This window comes from Sulfuricurvum sp. (assembly GCF_030691015.1).
GTDB lineage: Bacteria > Campylobacterota > Campylobacteria > Campylobacterales > Sulfurimonadaceae > Sulfuricurvum.
This window is the reverse complement of the sequence record NZ_JAUYFF010000013.1, coordinates 49435-73467: the sequence shown is the minus strand read 5'-3', so window position 1 is coordinate 73467 and position 24033 is coordinate 49435. Positions and strand designations below refer to the sequence as shown.

General features: G+C 44.8%; 24 protein-coding genes. 9 read left to right on the top strand and 15 right to left on the bottom strand.

Features of this window, described 5'->3' with window-relative positions; all coding sequences use genetic code 11:
- Positions 1 to 6: 6 nt before the first annotated feature.
- From Q8O20_RS09410 to Q8O20_RS09385, 6 genes are all read left to right on the top strand, one after another.
- Positions 7 to 2919: a molybdopterin-dependent oxidoreductase gene (locus tag Q8O20_RS09410; RefSeq protein ID WP_305530948.1), complete on the top strand. Its 2913-nt coding sequence runs from the start codon at positions 7 to 9 to the stop codon at positions 2917 to 2919.
- A 9-nt stretch (positions 2920 to 2928) separates the two neighbouring features.
- Positions 2929 to 4026, top strand: coding sequence for a 4Fe-4S dicluster domain-containing protein (locus Q8O20_RS09405; protein ID WP_305530947.1), 1098 nt, complete (start codon positions 2929 to 2931; stop codon positions 4024 to 4026).
- Positions 4026 to 5228 carry an ethylbenzene dehydrogenase-related protein gene (locus Q8O20_RS09400; protein ID WP_305530946.1) on the top strand — a complete coding sequence of 401 codons (1203 nt, stop codon included), beginning with the start codon at positions 4026 to 4028 and terminating at the stop codon, positions 5226 to 5228. The genes Q8O20_RS09405 and Q8O20_RS09400 overlap by 1 nt, the downstream gene beginning before the upstream one ends.
- A complete protein-coding gene (locus Q8O20_RS09395) occupies positions 5228 to 5629 on the top strand; it encodes a hypothetical protein (protein ID WP_305530945.1) in 402 nt (133 codons plus the stop codon). The genes Q8O20_RS09400 and Q8O20_RS09395 overlap by 1 nt, the downstream gene beginning before the upstream one ends.
- A 101-nt stretch (positions 5630 to 5730) precedes the next feature.
- Entirely contained in the window at positions 5731 to 6300 is a 570-nt protein-coding gene (locus tag Q8O20_RS09390) for a molecular chaperone (RefSeq protein ID WP_304738988.1), read from the top strand.
- On the top strand, positions 6293 to 7381 hold the full coding sequence (locus Q8O20_RS09385; protein ID WP_305530944.1) for a 4Fe-4S binding protein: 1089 nt from the start codon (positions 6293 to 6295) through the stop codon (positions 7379 to 7381). Before Q8O20_RS09390 ends, Q8O20_RS09385 begins: the two co-directional genes overlap by 8 nt.
- An 8-nt stretch (positions 7382 to 7389) precedes the next feature.
- Here Q8O20_RS09385 and Q8O20_RS09380 read toward each other — a convergent pair whose 3' ends face one another.
- Genes Q8O20_RS09380 through moaC form a run of 3 tightly spaced genes read right to left on the bottom strand, consistent with a single transcriptional unit; the run spans position 7390 to position 9105 of the window.
- Positions 7390 to 8373, bottom strand: coding sequence for a DUF6781 family protein (locus Q8O20_RS09380; RefSeq protein WP_305530943.1), 984 nt, complete (start codon positions 8371 to 8373; stop codon positions 7390 to 7392).
- A gap of 11 nt (positions 8374 to 8384) precedes the next feature.
- Positions 8385 to 8654 carry a YbeD family protein gene (locus Q8O20_RS09375; protein WP_304738977.1) on the bottom strand — a complete coding sequence of 90 codons (270 nt, stop codon included), beginning with the start codon at positions 8652 to 8654 and terminating at the stop codon, positions 8385 to 8387.
- On the bottom strand, positions 8635 to 9105 hold the full coding sequence (moaC, locus tag Q8O20_RS09370) for a cyclic pyranopterin monophosphate synthase MoaC (protein ID WP_305530942.1): 471 nt from the start codon (positions 9103 to 9105) through the stop codon (positions 8635 to 8637). Before moaC ends, Q8O20_RS09375 begins: the two co-directional genes overlap by 20 nt.
- Before the next feature lie 191 nt (positions 9106 to 9296).
- Here moaC and Q8O20_RS09365 point away from each other — a divergent pair, with 191 nt between their 5' ends.
- Positions 9297 to 10178, top strand: a complete 882-nt coding sequence (locus tag Q8O20_RS09365; protein WP_305530941.1) for a hypothetical protein — start codon at positions 9297 to 9299, stop codon at positions 10176 to 10178.
- A 3-nt stretch (positions 10179 to 10181) separates the two neighbouring features.
- On the opposite strand, the gene Q8O20_RS09360 is transcribed toward Q8O20_RS09365, so the two are convergent.
- Genes Q8O20_RS09360 through Q8O20_RS09340 form a run of 5 tightly spaced genes read right to left on the bottom strand, consistent with a single transcriptional unit; the run spans position 10182 to position 14906 of the window.
- Positions 10182 to 11291: a metallophosphoesterase gene (locus Q8O20_RS09360; protein WP_305530940.1), complete on the bottom strand. Its 1110-nt coding sequence runs from the start codon at positions 11289 to 11291 to the stop codon at positions 10182 to 10184.
- Complete coding sequence (gene mobA, locus Q8O20_RS09355; protein ID WP_305530939.1) at positions 11288 to 11872, bottom strand: molybdenum cofactor guanylyltransferase MobA; 585 nt, start codon at positions 11870 to 11872, stop codon at positions 11288 to 11290. Before mobA ends, Q8O20_RS09360 begins: the two co-directional genes overlap by 4 nt.
- Positions 11872 to 12333 (bottom strand): DUF2780 domain-containing protein, encoded by a 462-nt coding sequence (locus tag Q8O20_RS09350; protein ID WP_305530938.1) that lies wholly within the window; start codon positions 12331 to 12333, stop codon positions 11872 to 11874. The genes mobA and Q8O20_RS09350 overlap by 1 nt, the downstream gene beginning before the upstream one ends.
- Positions 12334 to 12378: 45 nt before the next feature.
- Positions 12379 to 13602: an EAL and HDOD domain-containing protein gene (locus Q8O20_RS09345; protein WP_305530937.1), complete on the bottom strand. Its 1224-nt coding sequence runs from the start codon at positions 13600 to 13602 to the stop codon at positions 12379 to 12381.
- A gap of 35 nt (positions 13603 to 13637) precedes the next feature.
- Positions 13638 to 14906 (bottom strand): 3-isopropylmalate dehydratase large subunit, encoded by a 1269-nt coding sequence (locus Q8O20_RS09340; RefSeq protein ID WP_305530936.1) that lies wholly within the window; start codon positions 14904 to 14906, stop codon positions 13638 to 13640.
- A gap of 159 nt (positions 14907 to 15065) precedes the next feature.
- On the opposite strand from Q8O20_RS09340, the gene Q8O20_RS09335 reads away from it, so the two are divergent.
- A complete protein-coding gene (locus Q8O20_RS09335; RefSeq protein ID WP_305530935.1) occupies positions 15066 to 15611 on the top strand; it encodes a cytochrome b/b6 domain-containing protein in 546 nt (181 codons plus the stop codon).
- A 79-nt stretch (positions 15612 to 15690) separates the two neighbouring features.
- Complete coding sequence (katG, locus tag Q8O20_RS09330; protein WP_305530934.1) at positions 15691 to 17886, top strand: catalase/peroxidase HPI; 2196 nt, start codon at positions 15691 to 15693, stop codon at positions 17884 to 17886.
- Positions 17887 to 17911: 25 nt separating this feature from the next.
- Here katG and Q8O20_RS11980 read toward each other — a convergent pair whose 3' ends face one another.
- The 7 genes from Q8O20_RS11980 to Q8O20_RS09290 form a co-directional block, all read right to left on the bottom strand.
- Positions 17912 to 19426 (bottom strand): HD-GYP domain-containing protein, encoded by a 1515-nt coding sequence (locus Q8O20_RS11980; RefSeq protein ID WP_371131553.1) that lies wholly within the window; start codon positions 19424 to 19426, stop codon positions 17912 to 17914.
- Positions 19416 to 19817, bottom strand: a complete 402-nt coding sequence (locus tag Q8O20_RS09315; RefSeq protein ID WP_305530933.1) for a hypothetical protein — start codon at positions 19815 to 19817, stop codon at positions 19416 to 19418. The genes Q8O20_RS11980 and Q8O20_RS09315 overlap by 11 nt, the downstream gene beginning before the upstream one ends.
- The gene (locus Q8O20_RS09310; RefSeq protein WP_305530932.1) at positions 19817 to 20806 is read right to left on the bottom strand and encodes a DUF481 domain-containing protein; all 990 of its coding nucleotides are present in this window, start codon (positions 20804 to 20806) and stop codon (positions 19817 to 19819) included. The genes Q8O20_RS09315 and Q8O20_RS09310 overlap by 1 nt, the downstream gene beginning before the upstream one ends.
- 73 nt (positions 20807 to 20879) lie before the next feature.
- Positions 20880 to 21566 (bottom strand): TonB family protein, encoded by a 687-nt coding sequence (locus tag Q8O20_RS09305; RefSeq protein WP_305530931.1) that lies wholly within the window; start codon positions 21564 to 21566, stop codon positions 20880 to 20882.
- Entirely contained in the window at positions 21563 to 22210 is a 648-nt protein-coding gene (locus Q8O20_RS09300) for a sulfite exporter TauE/SafE family protein (RefSeq protein ID WP_305530930.1), read from the bottom strand. Before Q8O20_RS09300 ends, Q8O20_RS09305 begins: the two co-directional genes overlap by 4 nt.
- Before the next feature lie 3 nt (positions 22211 to 22213).
- On the bottom strand, positions 22214 to 23215 hold the full coding sequence (locus tag Q8O20_RS09295; RefSeq protein ID WP_305530929.1) for a 4Fe-4S binding protein: 1002 nt from the start codon (positions 23213 to 23215) through the stop codon (positions 22214 to 22216).
- Positions 23208 to 24026, bottom strand: coding sequence for a hypothetical protein (locus tag Q8O20_RS09290; protein ID WP_305530928.1), 819 nt, complete (start codon positions 24024 to 24026; stop codon positions 23208 to 23210). The genes Q8O20_RS09295 and Q8O20_RS09290 overlap by 8 nt, the downstream gene beginning before the upstream one ends.
- Positions 24027 to 24033: the final 7 nt, after the last annotated feature.

Here is a 24033-nt window from a genome sequence, read left to right as displayed (position 1 = left end):
AAGACTATGACAAAAGTAATGAACAATCAACGCCGTGACTTCCTGAAAGTTTCAGGGATGACGGCAGCGCTAGTAGCATCACAAGGCTCACTATTCGCTAAAACCAATGTAATGTCGGTTGAGAACGGTAAAGAAAATTATCCGAATACCAACTATACCGAAGATATGTATCGCAATGAGTTTTCATTTACGTATGGTAAAAAAGAGGAACACGGTTTTGCATACCACTGTGTTAACTGTCAAGGTAACTGTGCATGGGAAGTATGGTCTAACAACGGTGTTGTTACCCGTGAGAACCAATCAGCTCGTTATCCGATCATCAATGCAAAAATTCCTGACTTTAACCCGCGCGGATGTAACAAAGGGGTTCAGCACTCTCAAACGATGTATCAAAAAGATCGTATTCTTTATCCAATGGTTCGTGTTGGCGAACGCGGCGAGGGTAAATGGAAACGTATCAGCTGGGATGAAGCTGCTGAGCGCGTATGTCAAGAGATTTTCAATTGTATGACCGATCCTGAACGCGGTCCGGATAAATTGATGGTACACGCGGGAACCGGTCTTTTGACAGAGGGTCGTCGCGGTGCGCCATTACGTTTCTCGACTCAGCTCGGTGCGATCCGTATTTACCCATCATCTTACCTCGGAGATATGTTCTCAGGTGCGGCGATTGCTTATGGTGAGGGTAACCTCGGTTGTACATGGGATTTCATGTATAACGTCGATACTGCGGTAATGTGGGGCGGAAATCCATCGGTTTCTCGTATCCCGGATGCTCACTTCGTATGGGAGGGGAAATATAACGGAGCGAAAGTTATCGTTATTACCCCTGAGTTCAATGCAACGGCAAAATCAGCCGACCTTTGGATCCCGATCAAAGCGGGTTCAGATAATATTCTTGCGATGGGTGTTATCAATGTTATCTTGAATGAAAAACTCTACAAACCTGAGTTTATGAAAAGCTTGACTGACCTTCCGTTCTTGGTGGATGTTGAAACTCAAAAAATGCTTCGTCGTTCGGATATGGAACATGCGGCAAATGATGAGGATCATCACAAATATATGGAAGAGTTCTATTGTATGAATAAAGCGACCGGTAAAATCGCTTTGATGCCTGGTACTGAGGGAAGCAGTGAGAAATCACTTCGTCTTGATGATCACGGAATCGTTCCGGAACTTGAAGGAAAATGGACCATTACCGATATGCACGGTCACAAACGTGAAGTGACCACCGTATTCGAAATGCTCAAAAAATCAGCGGCGAAATTCAGCCCTGAATCGATCCAAGAAGTGACAGGTGTTCATCCTGATACAACACGTCAGTTGGCACGCGATATCGCAATCCCTAAAGTTGTTGAGATTACAACTGGGTTCTCGTTGAATAAATATTTCAACGGTGTTATGACCATTTGGAACGTTGCTTCCATCTGTGGTCTTACCGGACGTATGGGACCATACGGCGGTATCAATACGGAGAATGAGTTTACCCTCTCAGGACTTGGCGCATTGTCAGGATTTAGCGGTAAATACAATGCCCGTTTCGGATCAGGTTTCGTCGGTGAATTCGTATTCGGTGACGGGATGAAAACGTTTGATCAATACTTCGGTGACGAAGATGTCAAACGTGCTCAAAACGGGATGTCAAAAGAGGAGTATATGGCAGTATTGTCTGAAATGCTCAAATCGGGTGAAAACGATAAAGTGAATCAAGCCTCTAAACGCGGTAATGTGAATAAACCGTGGTGGCAGCCTGATTGTGCTCTTATCGTAGCCGATTCGAAATTCCGCCGTAACAAAGGGTCTGAATATCGCAAAGCATTTTTGAATAAAACAAAATTCTATGCGTATGTCGATTATCGTATGTCTGAAGCGGCACAATATGCCGATATTCTTCTCCCTGCGAAATCGCACTATGAAGTGTATGACCTTCGTACCAGCCCTGGATACCACCGCTTTACGAATCTTGCTCAACCGGTTGCAAACATCAAAAATATTGGTGAATCGATGGATGAGTGGTCAATGTTTACCTTCCTTGCTAAAAAAATGGAAGAGTTGGCAAACCGCCCTGAAAATATCTCTAAAGCAAAAGTTAAAGATCATCCGAAATTCGCGAAACCGGGTTTCCATGATTTGACTATTTTCCACAAAGAATTTACCAACACCGATGCAGAGTCTGAGGGTGCAGGTGAAGTGTATCTCGGAACCGACAAAATGGCGGTACAAGCAGCATTGGAAAAATGTGAGCAGTATGAGCCGTGGACGATGGAGAAAATGTACAAAGTGGGCGGATTCTTGCTGATCAATGAAAAAGCGGCAAAATCTTCACCGTTGTACTCGGATCGTCCGTTTAACTCGAACGAGGACCATTTGTATAAAATGGAGCGTCTTGAGACACTATCAGGACGTCAAACGTTCTACGTTGACCATGAGATGTATATCAAAATGGGTGCGGCAACTAACACAGGTATGGAAGGGATTCGTCCACAGTCGAAAGACTATCCGTACGTGTTTATGACACCGCATGCTCGTTGGTCTATTCACTCGAACTACAAAACGTCACGTACATTATTGCGTCTTCAACGCGGTGTCCCTGCAGCACAAATCAACCGTGTGGTTGCAGAAGCTAAAGGGATCAAAGACGGTGAAACTATCCGTATCTACAATGCCCTCGGTGAGTTCTATGCAATGGCAAAACTCTCCTCTTCCGCTCCGGCTGATGGATTGGTATTAGAGCATGGATGGGAACCGTACATGTATTTGAAAAACAAAGGGCACAATGAAGTTGTACCAACTGCATTGAACCTACTTGAGATGGCTGATGGATGGGGACACTTGAAATTTGGTGGACTATGGGATGGTAATCAGTACGCTTATGATGGCGCCGTGAATTACGAAAAAGCAAAAGACGTACAGTATTAAGGGGTTTAGATGTCTAAAAGACAATTAGCAATGGTAATGGACCTGAACAAATGTATCGGGTGCCAAACATGTACCGTAGCATGTAAAACGCAATGGACGAACCGTAACGGTCGTGAATATATGTATTGGAATAACGTCGAGACCTATCCAGGTACCGGTTATCCAAAAAACTGGATGGAGCTTGGCGGCGGATTTGACGCTGCAGGTGACCTTCAGCCGGGTGTCATCCCTAACCTCGAAGCCGATTACGGGGTACCTTGGGATTACAACTATGAATCATTGATGGGTGGACAAAGCGACAGCAACCATTTTCATCCTCACGTCTCTCCTACTTGGGGACCAAACTGGGATGAAGATGAGGGTGCGGGAGCATTCCCTCAAGACAACTATTTCTTCTATTTGCCGCGTATTTGTAACCACTGTACAAATCCGGGATGTTTGAGTGCGTGTCCTCGTGATGCGATCTTCAAACGTGAAGAAGACGGTGTCGTTTTGGTTGACTTGGATCGTTGTCAAGGGTACCGCTATTGTATCGCAGGATGTCCTTACAAAAAAATCTATTTCAATCCGAAAATCTCTAAATCAGAGAAATGTATTCTTTGTTTCCCACGTATCGAACAAGGATTACCGCCTGCATGTGCGCAGCAGTGTGTCGGTCGTATCCGTTTCGTAGGATTCTTGGATGATGAAGAGTCACAAGTCCATAAATTGGTACACAAATACAAAGTAGCACTTGGGCTTCGCAGTGATTACGGTACACAACCGAATGTATATTACATTCCTCCGACCGAATCTCCGGCGAAATTTGATGCTGAGGGTAAAATCATCGAAGGTTCAACCCGTCTTCCGGTTGAAGAGTTAGAAAAATTGTTTGGTCCTGCCGTACACGATGCGATCAAAACACTTAAAGCTGAGATGAAAAAGCGTAAAGAGACCGGTGTAAGCGAATTGATGGATCTATTGATCGCATATCAGCACTCTGATATGTTCCGTTTGGACAATAACTACTATCAACAAGTTGCACGTGATAACAAACGTAATCCATTGGCTCCGGTCGATACCCGTTACATCGCAGGCAAGTTTACAAAAGCAGGAGGGCACCACTAATGAAAAAGCTTCTTACTACCATTCTTTCATTGGGTATTGCCGCTTCGGCGGCATTGGCAGCTAATCCTGCAATTAGTGCAACAAAAGTATCAGAGAGTTTAGACGGGATCAAAGCAGATTCTCCTCTCTGGTCAAAAGCAAAGTTCGAAACACTTACCCTTTATCCTCAGTCCTCTATTGAGTTTAACGATAAAAAAGCGAATGCGCTTGTCGAAAATGCTAAAGGGAAAAAAGCTCAAGTTGCCGCATTGTACGATGGAAAAAACATTGCCGTAATGGTGAAATGGGCGGATAAAACCAAAGATGTTGAACAGTGTATGAGCAGTGATGTCTACACAGACGGATTTGCCGTTCAATTTGCCGGTTCTACCAAAAAAGCTCAGCCGCTTCCGTATATCGGTATGGGTTCTGAGGGGCGTCCTGTCGTGGTACATTTGCAAAAAGCAACAGCTAAAGTGTATGAGCCAAACGGGAACAAAGATGTTTCCACTCAAATCAACCGCCAGCAAACTGGCGTATTCGGTAAAGAATTAGCAGAATATGACGCAAAAGTAGCCTCATTGGCGAAAACAGACTATGAGAAAGTTTTCGTAGCGGAAGGATTTCGCTCTACTACCGAAGTAAAAGACAACTCTGTTAAATCAAACGGAGCGATGGTTCATGGACCTGCAGGTTGGAGTGGAACGTTAGTCCGAGCGTTAAAAGACGACTATGTTAACCTAAACGGAACCGTACCTGTTGCGATTGCAGTATGGGACGGTTCAACAATGGGACGTAACGGATTGAAAAATCTAAGTTCATGGGTTGCTATCAACCTCGAAGGTCAAAAGTCTGCAACGGCAATGGTCGCAGAATTGACCACTGAAAGCAAAGGTGATGCGTTAAAAGGTAAAGAAGCGGCAATGACAAACGGTTGTAACGGTTGTCATCAAATTGAAGCGACCGATCCGAAATCATTCATGGCGCCTTCTTTGAAAAACATCGGCGGCTATTCAACATCAGCCTATTTGCGTGAGTCAATCTTAAAACCGTCTGCGGTTGTTGTGCCAGGTTATAACCGTAATGCGCATGTTAATACACCGTGGTACAATTTAGAAAAAGGGAAACGTGTATCTACGATGACCGATTACAGTTTCTTGGATAAAGAGACGGTTGATAATATCGTAGCGTACCTCAAAACCCTAAAAGCGGAGGTAGAATAATGAAAAAGATAACATTATTGTGTGCTGCACTTGTTTTTAGTGCATTCGCCAATGAGCCTGAAGAGTTCGAAGGGCTTCTAACAACTCCGGGATGTGCCGCTCAAGGTGCATTTGCCGATTGTTATTTGGAAAATTATGTGTGCGGATCGGATGGTTGTTTTCGTAAAACTGAAGTAGGTGTGACGACAAAAGAAGCGAAGTATGCCCTTTATCAACACAATACGGGTAAAGTTTATACGATTGATACCACAAAATTGAAACTTTCAGAAATGCGTGAAGGGATCAATAAAAACGGTGTTATTGTCGTTGGTGTACTTGATGAAGCAACCAACACGATTAAAGCGACGGAATTTAAATCTCCGCCACCACCGAAAAAATCGTTCTTTAAAGGGTGCTTATAACACCACTCTAGCCCCTTTTTGGGCTAGACCTTAATTATCTAAGCTTTGCTGTCTCAAAGTCCTCCTATGACACAATCCCTTACTTTTTATCAGGAATATGTATGAATAATGAATATCGTCTCTACATCTATGCTTTTTTATCTCGTGTTATGAGCGATATCCCGGATCGTCGTTTTATCAATGATCTCAAAAACAATGCGTCACTTTTAGAGATTATCGGTGAAGAGACGAAAGAATGGGTCAACGCGACAGATACGGAAGCGTTATATGAGAAACTCAATACCGATTATACATCGATGTATATCCTCAACACTCAGCCTGTAGAATCGTTTGTCTTGGATGCAAAGAATGAGACACTTGTAGGGCTTCAAAATCCGGTAATGGGTTTTTATTTTACTCACGGGTTTGAAGTGAATATGGATCAAACGCAGATTATGGCACCGGATCATTTGGGGATTGAGTTTGCATTTATGCAAACATTGGTCTATCGGAATGAAGTGAAATCACAATTTGAATTTTTGGATCAGCATATATTTCCATGGGTAGTTCCATATATGATGGGGATGAAAAGTATGGCAGATACACCGTTCTATCGTGATATGTGCGACTTCATCGTTGAGTTTTTAAGTGCTGATTACGATTTCTTGGTACAAGGAAATACAAATGGGTAATATTAATTTTGTCCAGAAAAGCAATCTATTTAGTTTTACGGCGACCCGTTGTTTGCGGAATGAGTACTATCATAACGATTGTACCATCTGTATTGATATCTGTCCCAAGGGAGCTTTTCATATCGTTCGAAACAAATTGACTTTGTTTGAAAATGAGTGTGTTGAGTGTGCCGGGTGTATCGGAAGCTGTCCTACTGAAGCCTTGGAGATAGAGAGCTTCGATCCTAACGGATATGCCGCAATGTATCAACATCTAGAAGAAGCACCGACACTCACGTGCAAAGTGAGCACACCGTGTTTGGGTATCTTTGATGTAGAACATTTTAGTGTGATGGCACTGCGCGGTGAGCGGAATGTGACGTGTGATTTGAGCCACTGTGCAGGGTGCGTTCTTAATGAAAACGGCAAATTAGAAGAGGCTATACGATCAAAAATTGGTGCAACAAACCAATTTTTAGAGACGATAGATAGCCCCCATCGGGTAGAAACTATTGAAGTGAAAGAGGAGCAGAGTGAACGGCGTGCCCTTTTCCGTAAAGGCTTCGAGAAAGTAAAAGAGTCTCTAGCAGAAGAGACGGTAGCCTCTATCTCAATGACAGCGGCTCATCATAAACTTCCCGACATGAAAATGCCGCTGAAGAGGATACTGCTCAAAAATTCTCTAAAAGAGGTTGTGGGAAGGATGGAGACGACACAATTTGCTGTAAGCTCTCCGCTATTTTTTAATAAACAGATCAGTTTTGAAGCGTGCACCAACTGCGGTGACTGTACACAATTTTGTCCTACCGACGCGCTCTTTCCTACTTCAGATAAACAGGGAATCTATTTTAGTCAGGGGAAATGTATCGGATGCGGTATTTGTGAGGATATATGCAAGCCCAAAGCAATAAGTAAAAAAGAGGGATTCGATCTGGTAGGTATCGCGTATGAGCGTTCTGAGCAGATGGTTCATTATGAGATGGTGACTTGTCATGAATGCCGCTGTCCTTACCCCTATAAAGGGGGCGATCCTGTATGTGATCGCTGTGAGGGCTTTATGAAAAACAACGTCAATATGTTTACATTAGCGCGGGATATGTAAGTAGCGGACTACTTCTTATCCATAGCCTCTTTGGCCCCCTTAATAGCACCGTTCATGGCTGATTTGGCAACACTCCAAGCGCGCACACCCATCGCCTTTGCCTCTTGAGCCGATTTGGATTTGAGGAGCTTATTTCCTTGCTCCGTTACGCCGCGTGTGAGTTTTGAGAGACGGGTGCGCAATAACTCTACCGTCTCTTTAGAGAGGTGTTTTATCTCTTCCGTATCAAAACGGATATCATGGCTTACGGATTCTAATTTGGCGATTATGGCCGGTGCATTGTGATGGCTGAGAGAGTGAATCACCTGAGTGAATAGTGTATCGATATGATCGAGTTCATTTTCGATGGTTTTGTACTCGTCGCGATAGAGTGCTTTCACCTCTTCGGGGACATAGAGGAGATATTGATGGAATTTCTCAATCGACTTATAGAGGGCAGATCGGATACCCTGCAATGTACCTCGTAAAATAGTATCTGCTTGATTCGGAGTCGCTTCAGCAAGATTGAGTGCCGTCTGTAAAATACTTGCCAAAATTCGGCGGATACGGATGGCATTAAGGACATTGGCATTGAGTGTTTCAAACGTGATCTCTTTGATGATCTCATGAAGGGTCTCTTCGATGTCAGAGCCACGCTCTAATGTCGTAATAATGGCACTCTCTACCATCTCTTCGAGAATATCAAGAAGATCAACCGACTGGATCTTGATCTGGTGGAGTTTCTCCAGCATGGCATCATCTTCGCTGAACATTTTTTCCAATACATCAAAGAAACGGTATTTTAGCTGTTGGAGCTCATCACTTTTACGGGTAATAGAGCGCTCAATCTGCTCTTTTTGCACCATTAGCTCTTCAAGCTCGTTATGGAGGGACAAGGTTGTCTCTTTTAACGAATTTAGCGTTACTTCGCGAAGCTCTTGAAGGGTTAAAACCGTGGGATTTAACCCTGAATAGCGTCTTTGAATCTCATTGGCAAATGTATCTGTTTTCATCACTCGATCCTTTATAGTACCATTTTGATGTGGGGATGCGCTTTGAGCGTTTCGTAAAAATAGGTTCGTTCGTCTTCATTATGAACCAACAACTCTAAGTTCATGCTGATATATTTGCCGTTACGGCTTGCATTTGAGGGGTTTAATGAATATTCTCTTTCACAGAAGATCTCCAGTGCCGCAACTTCTATCCCTGCTCGTTCACTTGCAACAACTTTATAGCACCATCTGCAAGGATAGTTCAGTTCAAGCTTTTGTGTTTCATCGTTGATAATTACCACTTTTACCTCCTGATTTGGTTTCAAGCTGAATAGGACCGATCACCATCCCTTTATCGATCGCTTTGAGCATATCATAGATGGTGAGCAATCCTATGCTTGTGCCGGTCAGTGCTTCCATCTCGACCCCTGTCTGTCCGCTTAGTTTTGCGGTGACACTAAGGCGGAACCCAGGTAAGTCAGGAAGCTCGTCAATGTCACAGTTGACACCGCTGAGACCTAGAGGGTGGCACATCGGAATGATGTCTGAGGTCTTTTTTGTTCCCATTATGGCGGCTATTACGGCCGTTTGGAGAACAGGCCCTTTTTTAGCGGTTTGATTGACGACAGCATCATACGCATCTTGACTCATGGTGATGAGTCCGCTGGCGACTGCAATACGCAACGTTGTGGTTTTATCCGAGACATCGACCATTTTTGGACGATCACGCTCATCGAGATGGGTTAAATTCATGTAGGTACCCTAATAGTCTTTTTATAATTATAGCCCATAGAGGTAAATCGAGACTTGATTAAAAAATGATCATAATGATGATAAAAATTGGGCTATAGTTTTGCCATGAGACTTTGGGATCGCTAAAGAGTGAGTAAGTCCAAAGTACTCGTTTATTTTCCATTTTAAACTATAAAGTCGAGGGGGAGGCCATGCAAAATTTAGTACGAAGTTACGCCGCAAATGCCCCGTTAATTGAGAAATTTATCCTTACATCTTTGGGAAGAGTCAGTTTAAAAACGTTTAACGTACAACTTGCGGAACGGCTTTATAAAACATTTCCGAGTTTGGAACTCGTGTATAAATGCGATGAAGGGTTTGTCCAAAATTCGCCCAATATTTATGCCGATCACGAAGAGGCACATCATGCGGGGGTTGATCGGGCGTATCTGGTTGATGAGGTGGCAATTCAAAAAGGGTACCACGTCAGTGAACCGTATATCTCAACAGCGACCGGACACTTATGTATAACGGTTATTTATGCGGTTTCGGATGGGTACTTGTTTTTGGATTTTCGAGTGAGGAGTTTATTGGAGAGGTTTGATCTCATCGAGAAGAACGATATTTTTAAGCGGATTAACCGTTCTTCCTATGCAGTCATCGGGGGAGGACTCCTCTTTTTCGGGATTTTTGTCGTGTTGTACGGGTTTTATACCTTCGGAGGGTATATATTCGGAAGCGAGCCTCTCAGTATGGATACGGTATTTAAACCGATCATTGCTCTGACGCTAGGGCTTGCGGTATACGATTTGGGGAAAACGATTTTTGAGCAGGAAGTATTGCCTCGAACACAGCATGTGAGCGACGCGTTTAATGCGAAAACACTTCTTAACTTTTCAGTATCGATTATTATCGCGCTGCTAATCGAAGCTCTGCTGGTGGTCTTTAAAATCGCGCTACACGATTATAAAGATTTGCCGTATGCCTCGACATTAATCGCGGCATTGGCATTTTTACTCCTTGTATTCGCGGTCTTTATTTATTTGGTGCGAAAAAGTGAGAAAGAACCTTGTGCTAAAAGTGTAGAAGAATAAGTTTTACGACCACGAAATACAGGTAATTTCAGCTTCTGATCCCAGTCTCATCGGAGGCCCCCAAAAGCCGATTCCGCTGTTGACATAAATATGGCGGTTGGGAGCGAGGGGATAGATCCCTTTGACGTAAGGCTGTACTAATTTTACCACCGAGTCAAATGGCCAAATTTGACCTCCGTGGGTGTGGCCGCTGAGAATCAATGAGGGGGTGAACCCTTCCAAAAATTCTACATACTTTGGCTGATGGACTAAAAGGAGTGTAGGTGCATCAGAGGGGATGTTTTTAAAAGCATGCCCGATATCGGGGATATGGGTTTGGGCACGAAAGCCAAAAAGATCGTAAACTCCGACAATATAGAAATCTTCGATTTTTAAAGCGCTGTTTTCCAAGACATGGATTCCGAGTGTTTTCACATAAGCAACCGTTGTCTCCAATGAGTGAAAATATTCATGGTTTCCTACCACATAAAAGGTTCCGTATCGGCTTTTGAGATGACGCAGTTCATCCACAGCATCTTTGATAACATCGATATGAGCATCGGATAAATCACCTGTTATGGCGATAAGATCGGGGTTAAGGTGATTGATCATAGAGACACTTTTGGCAACAAAATCTCTATCAATCAACCCGCCGATGTGCATATCACTAATTTGGACGATTCGGTAAGTTTTTCCGCCGAAGCGGTTTTGATTGACATCGACAAATTTTACGACAGGTTCTTTGGACCCCTCAATAATTCCGCCTCCCAGATAAGCGCTTCCGAGGCCTAAAAATCCGATATCGGTCGCACGTTTGAAAAAAATCCGTTTTTCGGGGTTAAAAGGGATATTCCGCTGCAATAGATGGAGTAATTCGTATAGAATGATTCCCATAAAGAGGATAAACCCGATACCGATACTCAGAGAGAGGATGAAATAAATGAGTTTCGGCGGGCTGAGGAGATAACGGCTTGAGAGATAGCCTATGATTCCCGCCATATTGAGGATCAGGAAAGTCATGAGTGCGGTACGGGTGCGCGGTTTTATATGCAAATGGCGAACGATGCGCGTATACCCAAGGTAGTGAACCATCGAAAAAAAGAGGGTTATAATCAGTGGGAAGAGCGGATTCATTTTGTTAGTGCATTGAAACGCACTTTTGCCTCTTCATATTCGTGCGGATGGTTTAGATTGGCAAAGAGTTCATCATTACTAAAATCAAGGTAGAGTGTGTTGGAAGCAGCGAGTAGTTTGCCCAGACGGTGATCTCCCTCGATTAGCATTCGTTCAAACTCTCCTAACAATGAACGGTGATAGAGTCCGCACATGGGATGGCTCCCCTCACTCGTTCGGGCGATTACCGCAGCCAAATTTTCCGTATCAGCATCCACCAATGCCTGAAGTACCCTCTCATCGACAAACGGTGTGTCAACACTTAAGACGATGACTCTCTCCTCTTTTAGTTCTCTAAATATACTGACGAATCCTGCTGTTGGCGCATAATCGGCATTGGGAGGATCAAGGATAAAGGGGGCATCAAAATTAAATTTATCACGACTTTTGGCAGAGATATACACATGGGAGAATATCGTTTTTAAGCGGTTATATTGAAATTCTGTAAGGGTCGGGTACCCTCCGAAAGGCAGAAGTGATTTGTCCTCTCCCATGCGGGAGCTTTTCCCCCCTGCAAAGAGGATGCACGGTGTTGTAATCATTATTGTGCGAAGGCCGCTGAGAGAATTTTATCCATGGCGGGGGTTGCACCGCTTTGGAGGTATTCAAGTACCAAAGGGGAAAATTTGGTGATCATCGAAGCGTCCATTCCTAAGAAAGAGAACTGTGATCCTACATTACCAAGGCTGAGCATTCCTGCTGGAGCGGCATTTAAGAATGTTCCTGCTTGCGGTACTTGCTTGGTAAGGGAAGTGAAGTCAGTTGGGCTCATATTTCCTTTCGCATCATTAATGATGGCGGCTGTTCCTCCGATAGCCTGCGTCGGAGTGACCCCTAATGTGGTCGTGAGATTTTTGATGAGGGGGTTTGAGCTGAGTGAAGCATCCACGGCGGGAGCCGCACTTTGGGCTACCGGTGTTACACTCTGCATAAGTGAGCCAAAATCCAACGCGGATGCATTGGAAACTAAAAGTAATAAAGCGGTAAGGGTGAGTGAACGCATGGGTAACTCCGATAGTAAAGTACGACTATTATAACAACATAGAGATTAATCGAGTTCTTGAGACGAGAGGGCAGTGGTGGAAATCAACTGCAAAACTGCGGCCGATGAGAGATTGTGAGTATGGATAAACGCTTGGATTTTTTCGATGTTGAACCGCTCTATCGCCTCAACGGTCTCTAAAAGCTCTCCAAGTACCCCTTTGTGCTCGAGTAAAGCTATCATCACCTCTTCAGAGAGATGCATATCTTTGAGGATTAGACGCAATGGCATCGACATAACAGCACTTGCGAGTGACATAACTCCGACAAAAAAAGCTTCTCCCATTGCATCGGATGTTGTACGGGGATTGAGAAGTTTATAAAATCCTTTCATCAGTGCGGTTCTTCGCGAGACCATTTGCATCAGGAGCGATTGGGTAGGGGAATGGTTGATATGTTTTCCGTACATTAAGAGAAGGAGCCATTGGGAGAGAGATTTTCTCCCCAATAGGATCAACACCTGAGCTATGGAAGATATTTTTATTCGTAAAGAGAAGGCACTGGAATTGATGTATTGAAGCAGTTGGATCGTTAGTTCGGGATTGGATTCAAACGTCATAGTAAGCTCTTCGGTGGTGGTGGCACTCGATGTGAGCATATTATAAAGGCGGATTACCGTTAACAGTTTTGAGTCGACACTCTGATGCTCAACACTAATCGGTTCACTGAAATAATACCCCTCTACATAGGGGAATCCTATCGATTTGGCGATAGCGTACTCTTCTTGGGTATTGACGTCGGTTGCAATCATTTTGAGAGAATAGGGGTTGAGAAGTTTTGTGAGTTTGGCCATATACTCTTGAGAGAGGTTTTTAATATCTACCTTGAGATAGCTGAGTAGAGGGAAAAGAGGGGAGAGTTTTTTTAACGTTTTGGCTTGAATATAGGAGATATCGTGAAGTGCAAAACAATATCCTAATCCATGCAGTTCGACAAGCCGTTCATAACTTTCATGGTTGAGTGTGATCGAATCGGGTAATGAGAGGATAAACAGCTGCTTTGGAACCGAATAAATGATTCCGCTCATCAAAAAAGTATCATCAATTTTGATAAACCCCTGAACATCCCCTAACACATTATGGATACAGAAGGTGTTGATAACCGAAGCGATCAAAGGAGCTATATTAGAACTATCTTCATGGATCGAGATGTCATAAAACAAATCGTAAGCGATCAGTTCTCCTGTATGATCTATAATAGGCTGCCGCCCTATAAATTCCAGAGAAGACATAAAAACGTCCTTTCCTCTCTAAAAAAAAGAGAAATTTATAGTATCGTTGCGGGATCGGTGATATAGCCTGTGATAGCTGAAGCGGCAGCTACGGCAGAGTTGGCAAGGTAGACTTTTGATGAGCGTGAACCCATACGACCGACGAAGTTACGGTTAGTCGTCGCGACGGCTACTTCATTGTCTCCTAAAATTCCCATGTATCCGCCCAAACACGCACCGCAGGTTGGGTTAGATACAACGCCCCCCGCATCGATTATGATGTCGATATATCCCGCTTTGGTCGCTTCACGGACGATTCTCTGTGTCCCCGGTGTGACGATAAGACGGACATCAGGGTGAACCCGTTTCCCTTTGAGAATCTCTGCGGCAATTTTGAGATCGGATAGACGGCCATTGGTACAGCTTCCGATAAATGCCTGATCGATTTTGATGTTATCACAGACGGCTTGAGTGAGGCTGTGGCCGTTGGACGGTAAGAACGGATAGGCGATAACCGGTTCGAGATTAGCCACATCGATTTCGAGGATTTGAACATACGTTGCATCGTCATCAGAATGATAAATTTTTGGTTCGCGAGCAAGCGGTTTGTCGGCGAGGAACTCCGCCGTGATCTCATCATACGCGACTATCCCACTTTTTGCCCCCGCTTCGATCGCCATGTTACACATGCTGAATCGGTCATCCATGCTGAGGTAAGGGATCGTGCTTCCGGTAAATTCGAGGGTACGGTACAGCGCACCATCAACCCCGATCATGCGGATAATCTCTAAAATAATATCTTTCCCCGTAGTATATTTGCCCGGTTTACCGCTCAATATAACTTTGATTGACTCAGGAACTTTGAACCAGTTGCCCCCCGTGATCATGGCAAATGCCAAATCGGTCGAACCCATTCCCGTAGAAAAAGCCCCTAATGCACCGTGAGTACAGGTATGTGAATCGGCACCGATGATGACATCACCCGGAATAACAAGCCCTTTTTCAGGAAGCAATGCATGCTCAATCCCCATATCTTTTTCATCGAAAAAGTGTTTCATCTGATATTTTTTAGCGAAATCACGGCTGATACGGGCTTGGTTTGCTGAAGCGATATCTTTGGCGGGGATGAAGTGATCGAGGACGATCGAGAACCCCTCAGGGTTAGCAAGTTTAGTCGCACCTGAGTCTTCGAATGCTTTGATCGAAATAGGAGTAGTGATATCGTTACCGATAACCATATCGATAGGCGAGCGGACAATTTCACCCGCATAAACGTTGCGTCCGACATGGGAGGAGAATATCTTTTCAGTAATGGTTTGGCGCATAAGAATTACCTTTTAAGGTCTAAATAATGACGCGATTATACCATAGTGAGTCTTAGCGTTTTGGGGTATAGTTGATCTTTTTTAGGGTGTTGATGCAGAGTTAACACAAGATATATTATTTTAGTGTAAGATAGGTGTATTGAAATACAAGGAGTTTCTATGCGAAAATTTTCATCATCATTTAGGGTCTGGCATTGGCTGAATGCCATTGCGCTATTTGGGTTATTTATTACGGTCGTGCTGCGAGAAAGTGTCATGCACAAGGCTAATATCGGCTCAATCGTCCAAACAAAAATGGCGGAGTTGGGGACCATTATCACGGATGATCAGGCAGTAATGATCGGTAAAGCAGTCCGTTCACCGATGTGGGATTGGCACATTTATTTGGGGATTGCGGTTGCCGTTTTATTACTCTGGCGATTGGCGATGGTGGTCAAAAACGGATTCGGATTCGATGATAATCCTGCTATGCAAAAGGTGTATCTCCTTTATCGAGCGGTATATGTTTTGATGGCAACTATGTCGCTTAGCGGTTTGGCGCTCTATTACAAAATAACGGGTGAAGCAAAAGAGAATGTTGAAACGGTTCATATGGTTTTAGGATGGGCGATTTTTGCTTTTATCGCGCTCCACATTATCGGGGTTGTCCTCGCAGAGAAGAAGGATCAAAGCGGTTTGGTATCGCGGATGATTAATGGGAACTGAGATACTTAAAATTCAACTAAGTAAAACGGCGCTACTTTGATATCAGTTTTGTCAATAATTTACAAATAAGGTGGAAGTAATGGGAAAATGTCCGATCACAGGTTTAGGTGGAGGAAATCCCTCAGCCGGGAATAAAGGGACCTACAATAAAGATTGGTGGCCCAATCAACTCAATCTTAAAATCCTTTCACAGCATTCCAATAAAGTAACCCCTCTCGGTGAAAAATTTGAGTATAAAGAAGAATTTAAAAAGCTCGATTTCGATGCCCTGAAAAAAGATCTGACAGACCTTATGACTGATTCGAAGGAGTGGTGGCCGGCAGATTACGGCCATTACGGTCCGCTTTTTATCCGTATGGCATGGCACAGTGCCGGTACCTATAGAACAGGGGATGGCCGAGGCGGAGCCGCTAGCGGAAGTCAGCGCTTGGCACCACTCAATAGTTGGCCGGATAATATCAATCTCGATAAAGCCAGACGTCTTCTTTGGCCTATCAAACAAAAATACTGTAATAAAATCTCTTGGGCAGACCTGATGGTATTAGCCGGGAACGTAGCGCTTGAATCTATGGGATTAAAAACATTTGGATTCGCCGGCGGCAGAGAAGATGTATGGGAGAGCGAAGAAGATATCTACTGGGGGAGTGAAGATAAATGGCTCGAGGATCAACGATATGAGAAAAAAGAGAACCGAGACGGCTTGGAAAATCCCTTAGCCGCCGTACAGATGGGTCTGATCTATGTCAACCCCGAAGGTCCCAACGGTGAGCCCAATATTCTCGAATCGGCCAAAGATATCCGCGAAACTTTTGCTCGAATGGCGATGGGAGATAGTGAAACGGTTGCTTTGGTGGCAGGGGGTCATACCTTCGGCAAGTGCCACGGTGCGGGGGATGCATCTCATGTCGGATCTGAACCCGAAGGAGAAGGTTTGATCGCTCAGGGGCTTGGCTGGCTGAGCAAGTTTTTAAGCGGAAAAGGAGACGATACGATCAGTAGCGGAATCGAAGGTTCTTGGACGGCGAACCCGACGAAGTGGGATAACGGCTATTTTGATATCCTCTTTGGATACGACTGGAATCTGGAAAAAAGTCCGGCGGGGGCTTGGCAATGGACTCCGATCAATCCCAAAGAGGAAGATATGGCACCCGCAGCCCATGATCCGAGTAAAAAAGTAAAAACCATTATGACTACCGCCGATATGGCTATGAGAATGGATCCGATTTATGGTCCTATTTCGAAACGGTTTCATGAAAATCCCGAGGAGTTCGCCGATGCGTTTGCGCGAGCATGGTTTAAATTAACCCATCGTGATTTGGGACCAAAATCGCGCTATCTCGGACCCGAAGTTCCAGCTGAGGATTTGATCTGGCAAGATGTCGTACCATCGGTAGATCATAAACTTGTGGACGATGCGGATATCGAATCGTTGAAAACAAAAATACTCGAAAGCGGGCTTAGTGTTTCCCAACTTGTCAAAACGGCGTGGGGATCTGCTTCAACCTACCGAGACTCGGATAAACGTGGCGGTGCAAACGGTGCTCGAATAAGGTTGGAACCGCAAAAAAACTGGGAAGCGAATCAGGGATGTGAGAGCGTCATTGCCAAACTCGAAGAAATCCAAAAAGGATTCAATGATTCCTCAACGGAGGGCAAAAAAGTATCTTTAGCCGACGTAATCGTCCTAGGGGGAGCCGCAGGAATCGAAAAAGCGGCACAGGATGCCGGCATGAAGATAACCGTTCCCTTTGTGGCAGGGAGAACAGATGCTACACAAGAGGAAACCTTTGCCCCCTCTTTTTCGTATCTCGAACCGATAGCCGATGGATTTAGAAATTTTCAGAAAAAGAAATATGCCGTCAGTGCCGAAGAGTTATTGGTTGATAAAGCGCAACTCTTAGGTCTTACTGCCCCGCAAATGACAGTGCTTATCGGTGGTATGAGGGCTTTGGGGGCAAATTATGACAACTCATCCAAAGGAATTTTCACCGATAAAGGGGGTGTGCTCACTAACGATTTTTTTGTGAATCTTTTGGATATGAGTATACTCTGGAGCAATGTCGGTGAAGAGGAAGAGACGTTCGAGGGAAAAGATCGAACATCGGGAAAAGTCAAATACACCGCCAGCCGAGTCGATCTCGTTTTCGGATCCAATTCACAACTCCGTGCCATTGCGGAAGTGTATGCTCAAGCAGATGCAAAAGAAAAATTCGTCCATGATTTTGTGGCGGCTTGGAACACCGTGATGAATGCGGATAGGTTCGATCTTAAATAACTTTATAGTAGAAAGTAAAATTGCTTTAAGATTCGTGGGTATCTTTAAAGGTCTCACGAATCGCGAGAAATTCATCCAAATGCTCAAAAAAGATATCGATCAGTTTAGGATCGAAATGTTCCCCGCGCTCTTCCCTAAAAAGGGTAAAAATCCGCTCATCATCCCACGCTTTTTTATAGACACGATCACTTCCCAGTGCATCGAACACATCGGCCAATGCCGTAATACGGCCGTAGATATGGATCTCTTCACCGCTCAAGCCTCTTGGATACCCGCTTCCATTGTATTTTTCGTGATGTTCATACGCCACCGTCGCGGCCATTTTAAGGAGCGGTCGGTTGGAGTGTTTGAGCATCTCATACCCTAATTCGGCGTGGGTATCCATGATACGCCGCTCTTCCTCATCAAAACGCCCCGGCTTGTTTAAAACGGCATCGGGGATGGCTACTTTTCCGATGTCGTGCATTGGGGAGGCTTGTCTAAGCATCTCAGCATCTTCTTCATTAAGGCCGTAATACAGAGCAAGAAGTTTGGAATATTCCGCCACTCTTTTGACGTGATTTCCCGTCTCTTTGGAACGGCTCTCCCCGATGGAACCCATTGTAAAAACGACTTCCCGCTGAGTATCTTCGATTTCATGATTTAGGGTGGTGATTTCATCCAATGCTTTATCCATCCCCCCGATCATCGTATTGAAAGCATCGGAAAGCTGCCCGATCTCATCATCCCGATCAACGGAAACTTGCTGGGTGTAATCTTGAGTGCGGGTGATTTTTTTGGCCGTATCGGAGAGGGCAATTACGGGGCGGATAAGCCCCGTAGCAATATAATAGGCAGCGGCGGCTATGAAAATGGCACCTGCGATCAGTAGCGCGATAAACCATTGTTCATATTTGTAGAGCAATCGGTACGCGAACCCTTTTTCCTCTTCCAAAACAATGGTTAGTTCCGGCTGATGTTTGAGCGGATGGGAGACTTGGAGCGATTCTTCAAAAACATTGGGTCGAAGCGCGATGGTTCCATTACGATGCTTGAGATAATAATGGCGCTGCGGAGAGTTGGAAAAAAATGGTTGGAAGTTATCGAGCGGATAGGTGACGATGAGTTCAGCAATTTTTTCTTGGGTAAAGGTTGAGTGAATAGGGATTGCAAAAAAAGGTTGTATGGATTTGATTTTGGAAATAGTGCTAAAGTCACTGGACGCGATAATTTTACGGTTTACGTCTATGACATAAAAATCACCGCTCATCTTCATATCATTTTTTTTAGAGAGAAGCATGGTACTGATACGACGATCCAAATCTTGGGTATAGAGATCGTTCATAACTTCTGATTTGGCAATAAATGCCATATCGTTTTGGAGGGTTTGCAGATGCTGATCGATCCGCTCTACCGTAAGGCTTAGCTGGGTATTCATCTCTTGCGTAACGGCATTATATTGTTCTTGACGAAACGAGCTGCCCAGCAATATCATACTCAACGCATAGGGGATAAGGCTGACCCCTAAAAAGAGGAGAATGGTTTTAAGTTTAAAACTCATAGATCACCTTTACGCTGCCATCGGCCATGGAAGAGGGGATATATCCGATAGAGCCTTCCACATTTTGGACAAACGCTTTGATCGATTCATGGGAGGGCTGGGTGATCGGAGGGGTAATCCCTTGGAAATGCTGTTTGACCCAGTAGGCATTTAACCGATCTCTCCCCATTCCTAAAACGTCATTCTCAAATGCGATTCGAGAAGCCTCTTGACCGACTAAATTGAGGGGAATGATTTTCTGATTTCCTAAAGAGTGCCGTTTCTGTAAAAAAATATCCCGAATCTGTTGTGCGGATAATGCCCCCACATCGGCTTTTTTTGAGATGATCACACTGTATTGTGCTCCAAAGAGGGCTGAGGCAGCAATAAGGAGTAGCGTAATGGTTTTCATCAGAAGAGTACCGAAAAAGAGAAGAGTGCACGATTCTCCTCATTCTGAGAATGCCATTGGTATTCCCCTTTTAAAGAGACGGGGTAAAGGGGACGATAGCTGTAGCCCAACGTGATGATAGTATCTTTATAGTCAGAGAAATGGTCGTTATAATGCTCAATTCTTCCGACTACAGCGTGTTCGGGCATATAATGATACATTGCCTGCACATAGCCTGAGAGGGTATAATCGTCTTCTCTGCTGTTGTAGTCACTTTTGGCAAGCAGCGCTTCACTGACGAGTTGCCACTTGGTATCATCGTATTTGACATTCGCTTGAAGAAAACGCGTTCGTTGGTTGGTTTTCGTAATATATTCCCCTACGCTTCCGCCGCCGTTCCACTCCATAGAAAACTCTTTTTCAACGGCAAAACCGTAAAAATGGGTGTTGGGAATATTGATGTACTCTTCGTCCAAATCATGATTTTTTTGGGCAAAAAGGTGATAGCGCAACCCTTCAGTATTTGGTACATAGCCGTTGATATCGATACCGGTTAGAAATTTTGGAAAAAGAAGCATGCTGTAAAGGGGGTTAGAGGTCGTATCGCGTAATACGTTGATCGGTTCCATGTTCCAATATCCGATAGGGGTGATTTGTTTTCCGAAACGGATATTAAAATCATCCGACATCCACAGATCACCGTATAGCCGTTCGGCATGGAACTTTTGGCTTCCCCCGTCGCTCCCGTCGCTGAGGTTTTTGTGGTAAAACCCGACCGCTTCAAACTCTGCTAAATACGAAATCATAGGGTTAATGTCCCCATAGGCCATGACGGCTACGTCATCGAGAGTAAAGGTCTCATCGCTTCGGCCTGCTTCAAATTCGCTCGAAAAATATCCGCCTACATTGATATGATCGTTTATTTGTGCCCCGCGACCCAATTCGTAAGCGTGCGCATACGTAGAGATGAAAAGGAGGAGTAAAGAAGAAAAGGGTAATTTTAGGGACACGAACAATCCTCATAGCGCGACGAATTCAATAAGTTTAATCCTACCACAAATAGGGCTAAGCTGAGCTTATTCCTTAGCTGTTCAGCTTAAACTCTAACGTCAGTTCAATCTCCATCGGTAAAGAGTCTACAAGATTTTTCGGAACATCGATACCTGAAGCTGAGGAAACGGCGGTTTTGACCGCATTATGGAAAATAGCCTCTCCCCGCTGAACCGAAATGGTATTAATCGTTCCATCATTAGCCAATGTGAATCGGACATCGATTTCCCCTTCCATCCCTCTGCGTCGTGCCGCGCTCGGATAGCGTAAATGGTTCTGTATCGTGGTGCGCAAAGAGGCAAAAAATGATCTTTTTGCAGCCGTTAGATCGGGTTTAGGCGACACTTTTACCGGTGGCGGTGCGGGTGCAATAATCGCTTGTGCAAGAGGTGCAGTCGGTGTTACTTGCGATAGTACAGACGATTGAATCGGTGCTGCGATTGGTTCTTTTGCGACACTCTGTTTTTGTAATAACGGCTTTTGCGGCTCTTTCACAAGAGGTTTTATTGTCTCCGCAAGAGGCGGTTGAAGAGGTTGACGAGGTTGGAGTTTTGGAGATGGGGAGGGTTTTGAGAGAGAGATCAGGCTCACGTGATGCATAGGGATTTTCACAAGTTTGGGGGGGGTAGTGAGCTGGGTTAGTACCCCAAAAGCCAAAGAACCCATGAGGGCATGAAAGGTAAGGGAGAGGAAAAACGATTTACGTGCGGTTGTCATCATAGGTGTATCCATCCGTTAAAGATTGCAATCGCTACCCCCGCAAGGAGGATCGGTGCGGTGTGTTGGAGCACTACTCGGTAGCGAGAGAGGTGAAGTAGACTCTCTTTGAGTATGGCGGTGAGAACCACGGAAAAAAAGAGGAACCATAGGAGTGTTGCCCCTAATCCGAAGGTAAAGCCATAGGCAATTGCCCAGATTAAAGAGGGGGTGGTTGCGCTGAGGGTCATCATCGTGATAACGGGGGCACAGAGTGACATCGATAAGAAAACTCCGGTCATAAAAAGGGGTATTGCCTCTTGGGGTGTATCAGTTGTGGTGCTACAGCAGGAGGATGAGGTTCTAAGGGAGAACCATAATCGCCCTGCGAGAATGAGGGTGACACTCCCCAGCAGGTACCCCATTAGGATGGTATCGCTGATGAGAGATTTAATCATCGTTGCACCATAGTAAGCAACAACAGAGAGGGCTATATAGCCGCTGATACGCCCTAAACTGATAGGGAGCAGGACTCGGAGGCTTTGTTGGCGTGTTGCACTGTTGGCCAAAAGTATGGGGGAGAGGAGCGGCATGCAGGTGAGCATACAGGCTGTCGCTCCATAGGAGAGGGCAACGATAAAAAGGGAGAGGAAGGCTAGCGGTTCCACTCTTTAACCCTTCCACCATTTATCGATTTTGGTCCGCTTTTTGAACCTCTCTTTGGAAGAGCTATAGAGGGTGAGCGGACCGTATTTGAAGCTCATGACCCCATCATGAGGACAAAACTCGACACATCGTCCGCAGAGGGTACAGTCGCTGTGGGTGATGTTACGGTTTTCGGCTTGGTCTTGAATCTCATAAATATCCATCGGACACGCTTTGATACAGTTTCCGCACGATTCACAGCTGGAGGATCCATTTTTGACGAGACGTAAAAGACCGATTTTTTTAAACAGCGTCTGCATCGGGAGAATCGGGCAGATACGGCAAAACGGCTGACGGACGAAGAGGGCGAGGGCGATCATCAGTCCGAAGAGTAAATCGGCGATCAGTGAGAGGGCAAAGTAGCCTCCGTTGGCCTGAGAGATATAAACTTGAGACATATCACCCGTCATGGCCGTTGTCATGATGCGACTCGGGCAGATGGAACAATAAGGATTTCCCCACTCGTGTCCTAGAAAACCGATCCCCGTAAGCAGAGGTAAAATGAGAACCAAAAAGAGGAAAATAAACCATTTGATCGGGCGGATTTTAGTGATCGTCTCACGGCTTAGTGACGTAAGCTGGGTGAATCCAAGTTTGGTGCCGATCATCGTGATGGTCTCTTGAAAAAATCCGAGAGGACAGAGCCATCCGCAAAATGCTTTGTTGAGGATAAGAATCAAAAGGGCAACGGTACCGATAGTGATGAGTGTCCCCATAAATGCTTCCATCGCCCCTGCATTTTGGGTAAAGAGGGTGGAAACACGGTGATCCATCTGATGTTGAAGAGGGATTAGGGCGCAGTAGTCTCCCCCCTTCATATCATAGGCACATGAGAGAGCCGGAAGGGCTTGGGTCAGTTTGTCATCCGTATAAAAAGTGGCAAAAATCATAGCTCCATACACAAAAAAGACAAAGGCGGTAAGTTGAACGACCCGTCTAAGAGCCGTAACGGTTAAGAATTTATCCACGAGAAACTCCTTGTTTTTTGTGTCTGCGATAGAGAAATATCCCACCTAAAAATCCAAGAAAAATCGCACCGATTCCCCAGCTCTGTGATTGCCAAAAATCGTTTGGATTGATATGGTAGGGCATTGAAAACGTGCTTGTATACGCTGTAAAATTATCATTGTGATGAACACTTAGGAGGAATTCAGAAGGTTTGTTTTCACTTCGACCGACACGGACATTGGTAAAATCATTGGGGAGTGTAATGGTAAATGACCCTCTTTCATCGCTCATATAGTTTTGAATAGGAGTCTTGTGGGTTTCTAAAGTAACGGTTGCATTTTTGAGCGGTTTGTTTTGAAACATGAGGATAAATCGGTACGATTTTGAGGCAGTATAACGGTCGTGCTCACGGTGCAGAGGATCGGGGACAATCTCTAATGCTGTTTTAGACAAAGCGATGAGTAGAGTGGGGGAAACTTTGGCTGGACGCCCTTGAAGGGAGAGATAGCGGATGGCGCTTTGAACCCGGGTTGCGGTAGAAACTTCGGCTACCATGGCATAATATCCCCCCATAGAGGGCTTAGGTAGCATTATGGTATTTAAGGTAAACGTCAACGCTTTTTCCGAGAGATCAGGGAGGATGAGGTGAGCCGAAGCGTTCGCGTCACTGTTCATTAAAGCGAACATAGCACTCTCCCCTTTTCCATGTCCGCCGTGTTTGGATGCGGTCGTTTTCCCCTCATCGCATCCGTGCGGAGTCCAATAAAGAACTCCCTCGCCATATCCCCAAAGGGAGACTCCCAGTAAGAGTGAGAAGAGTATTTTTTTCATATCAGTT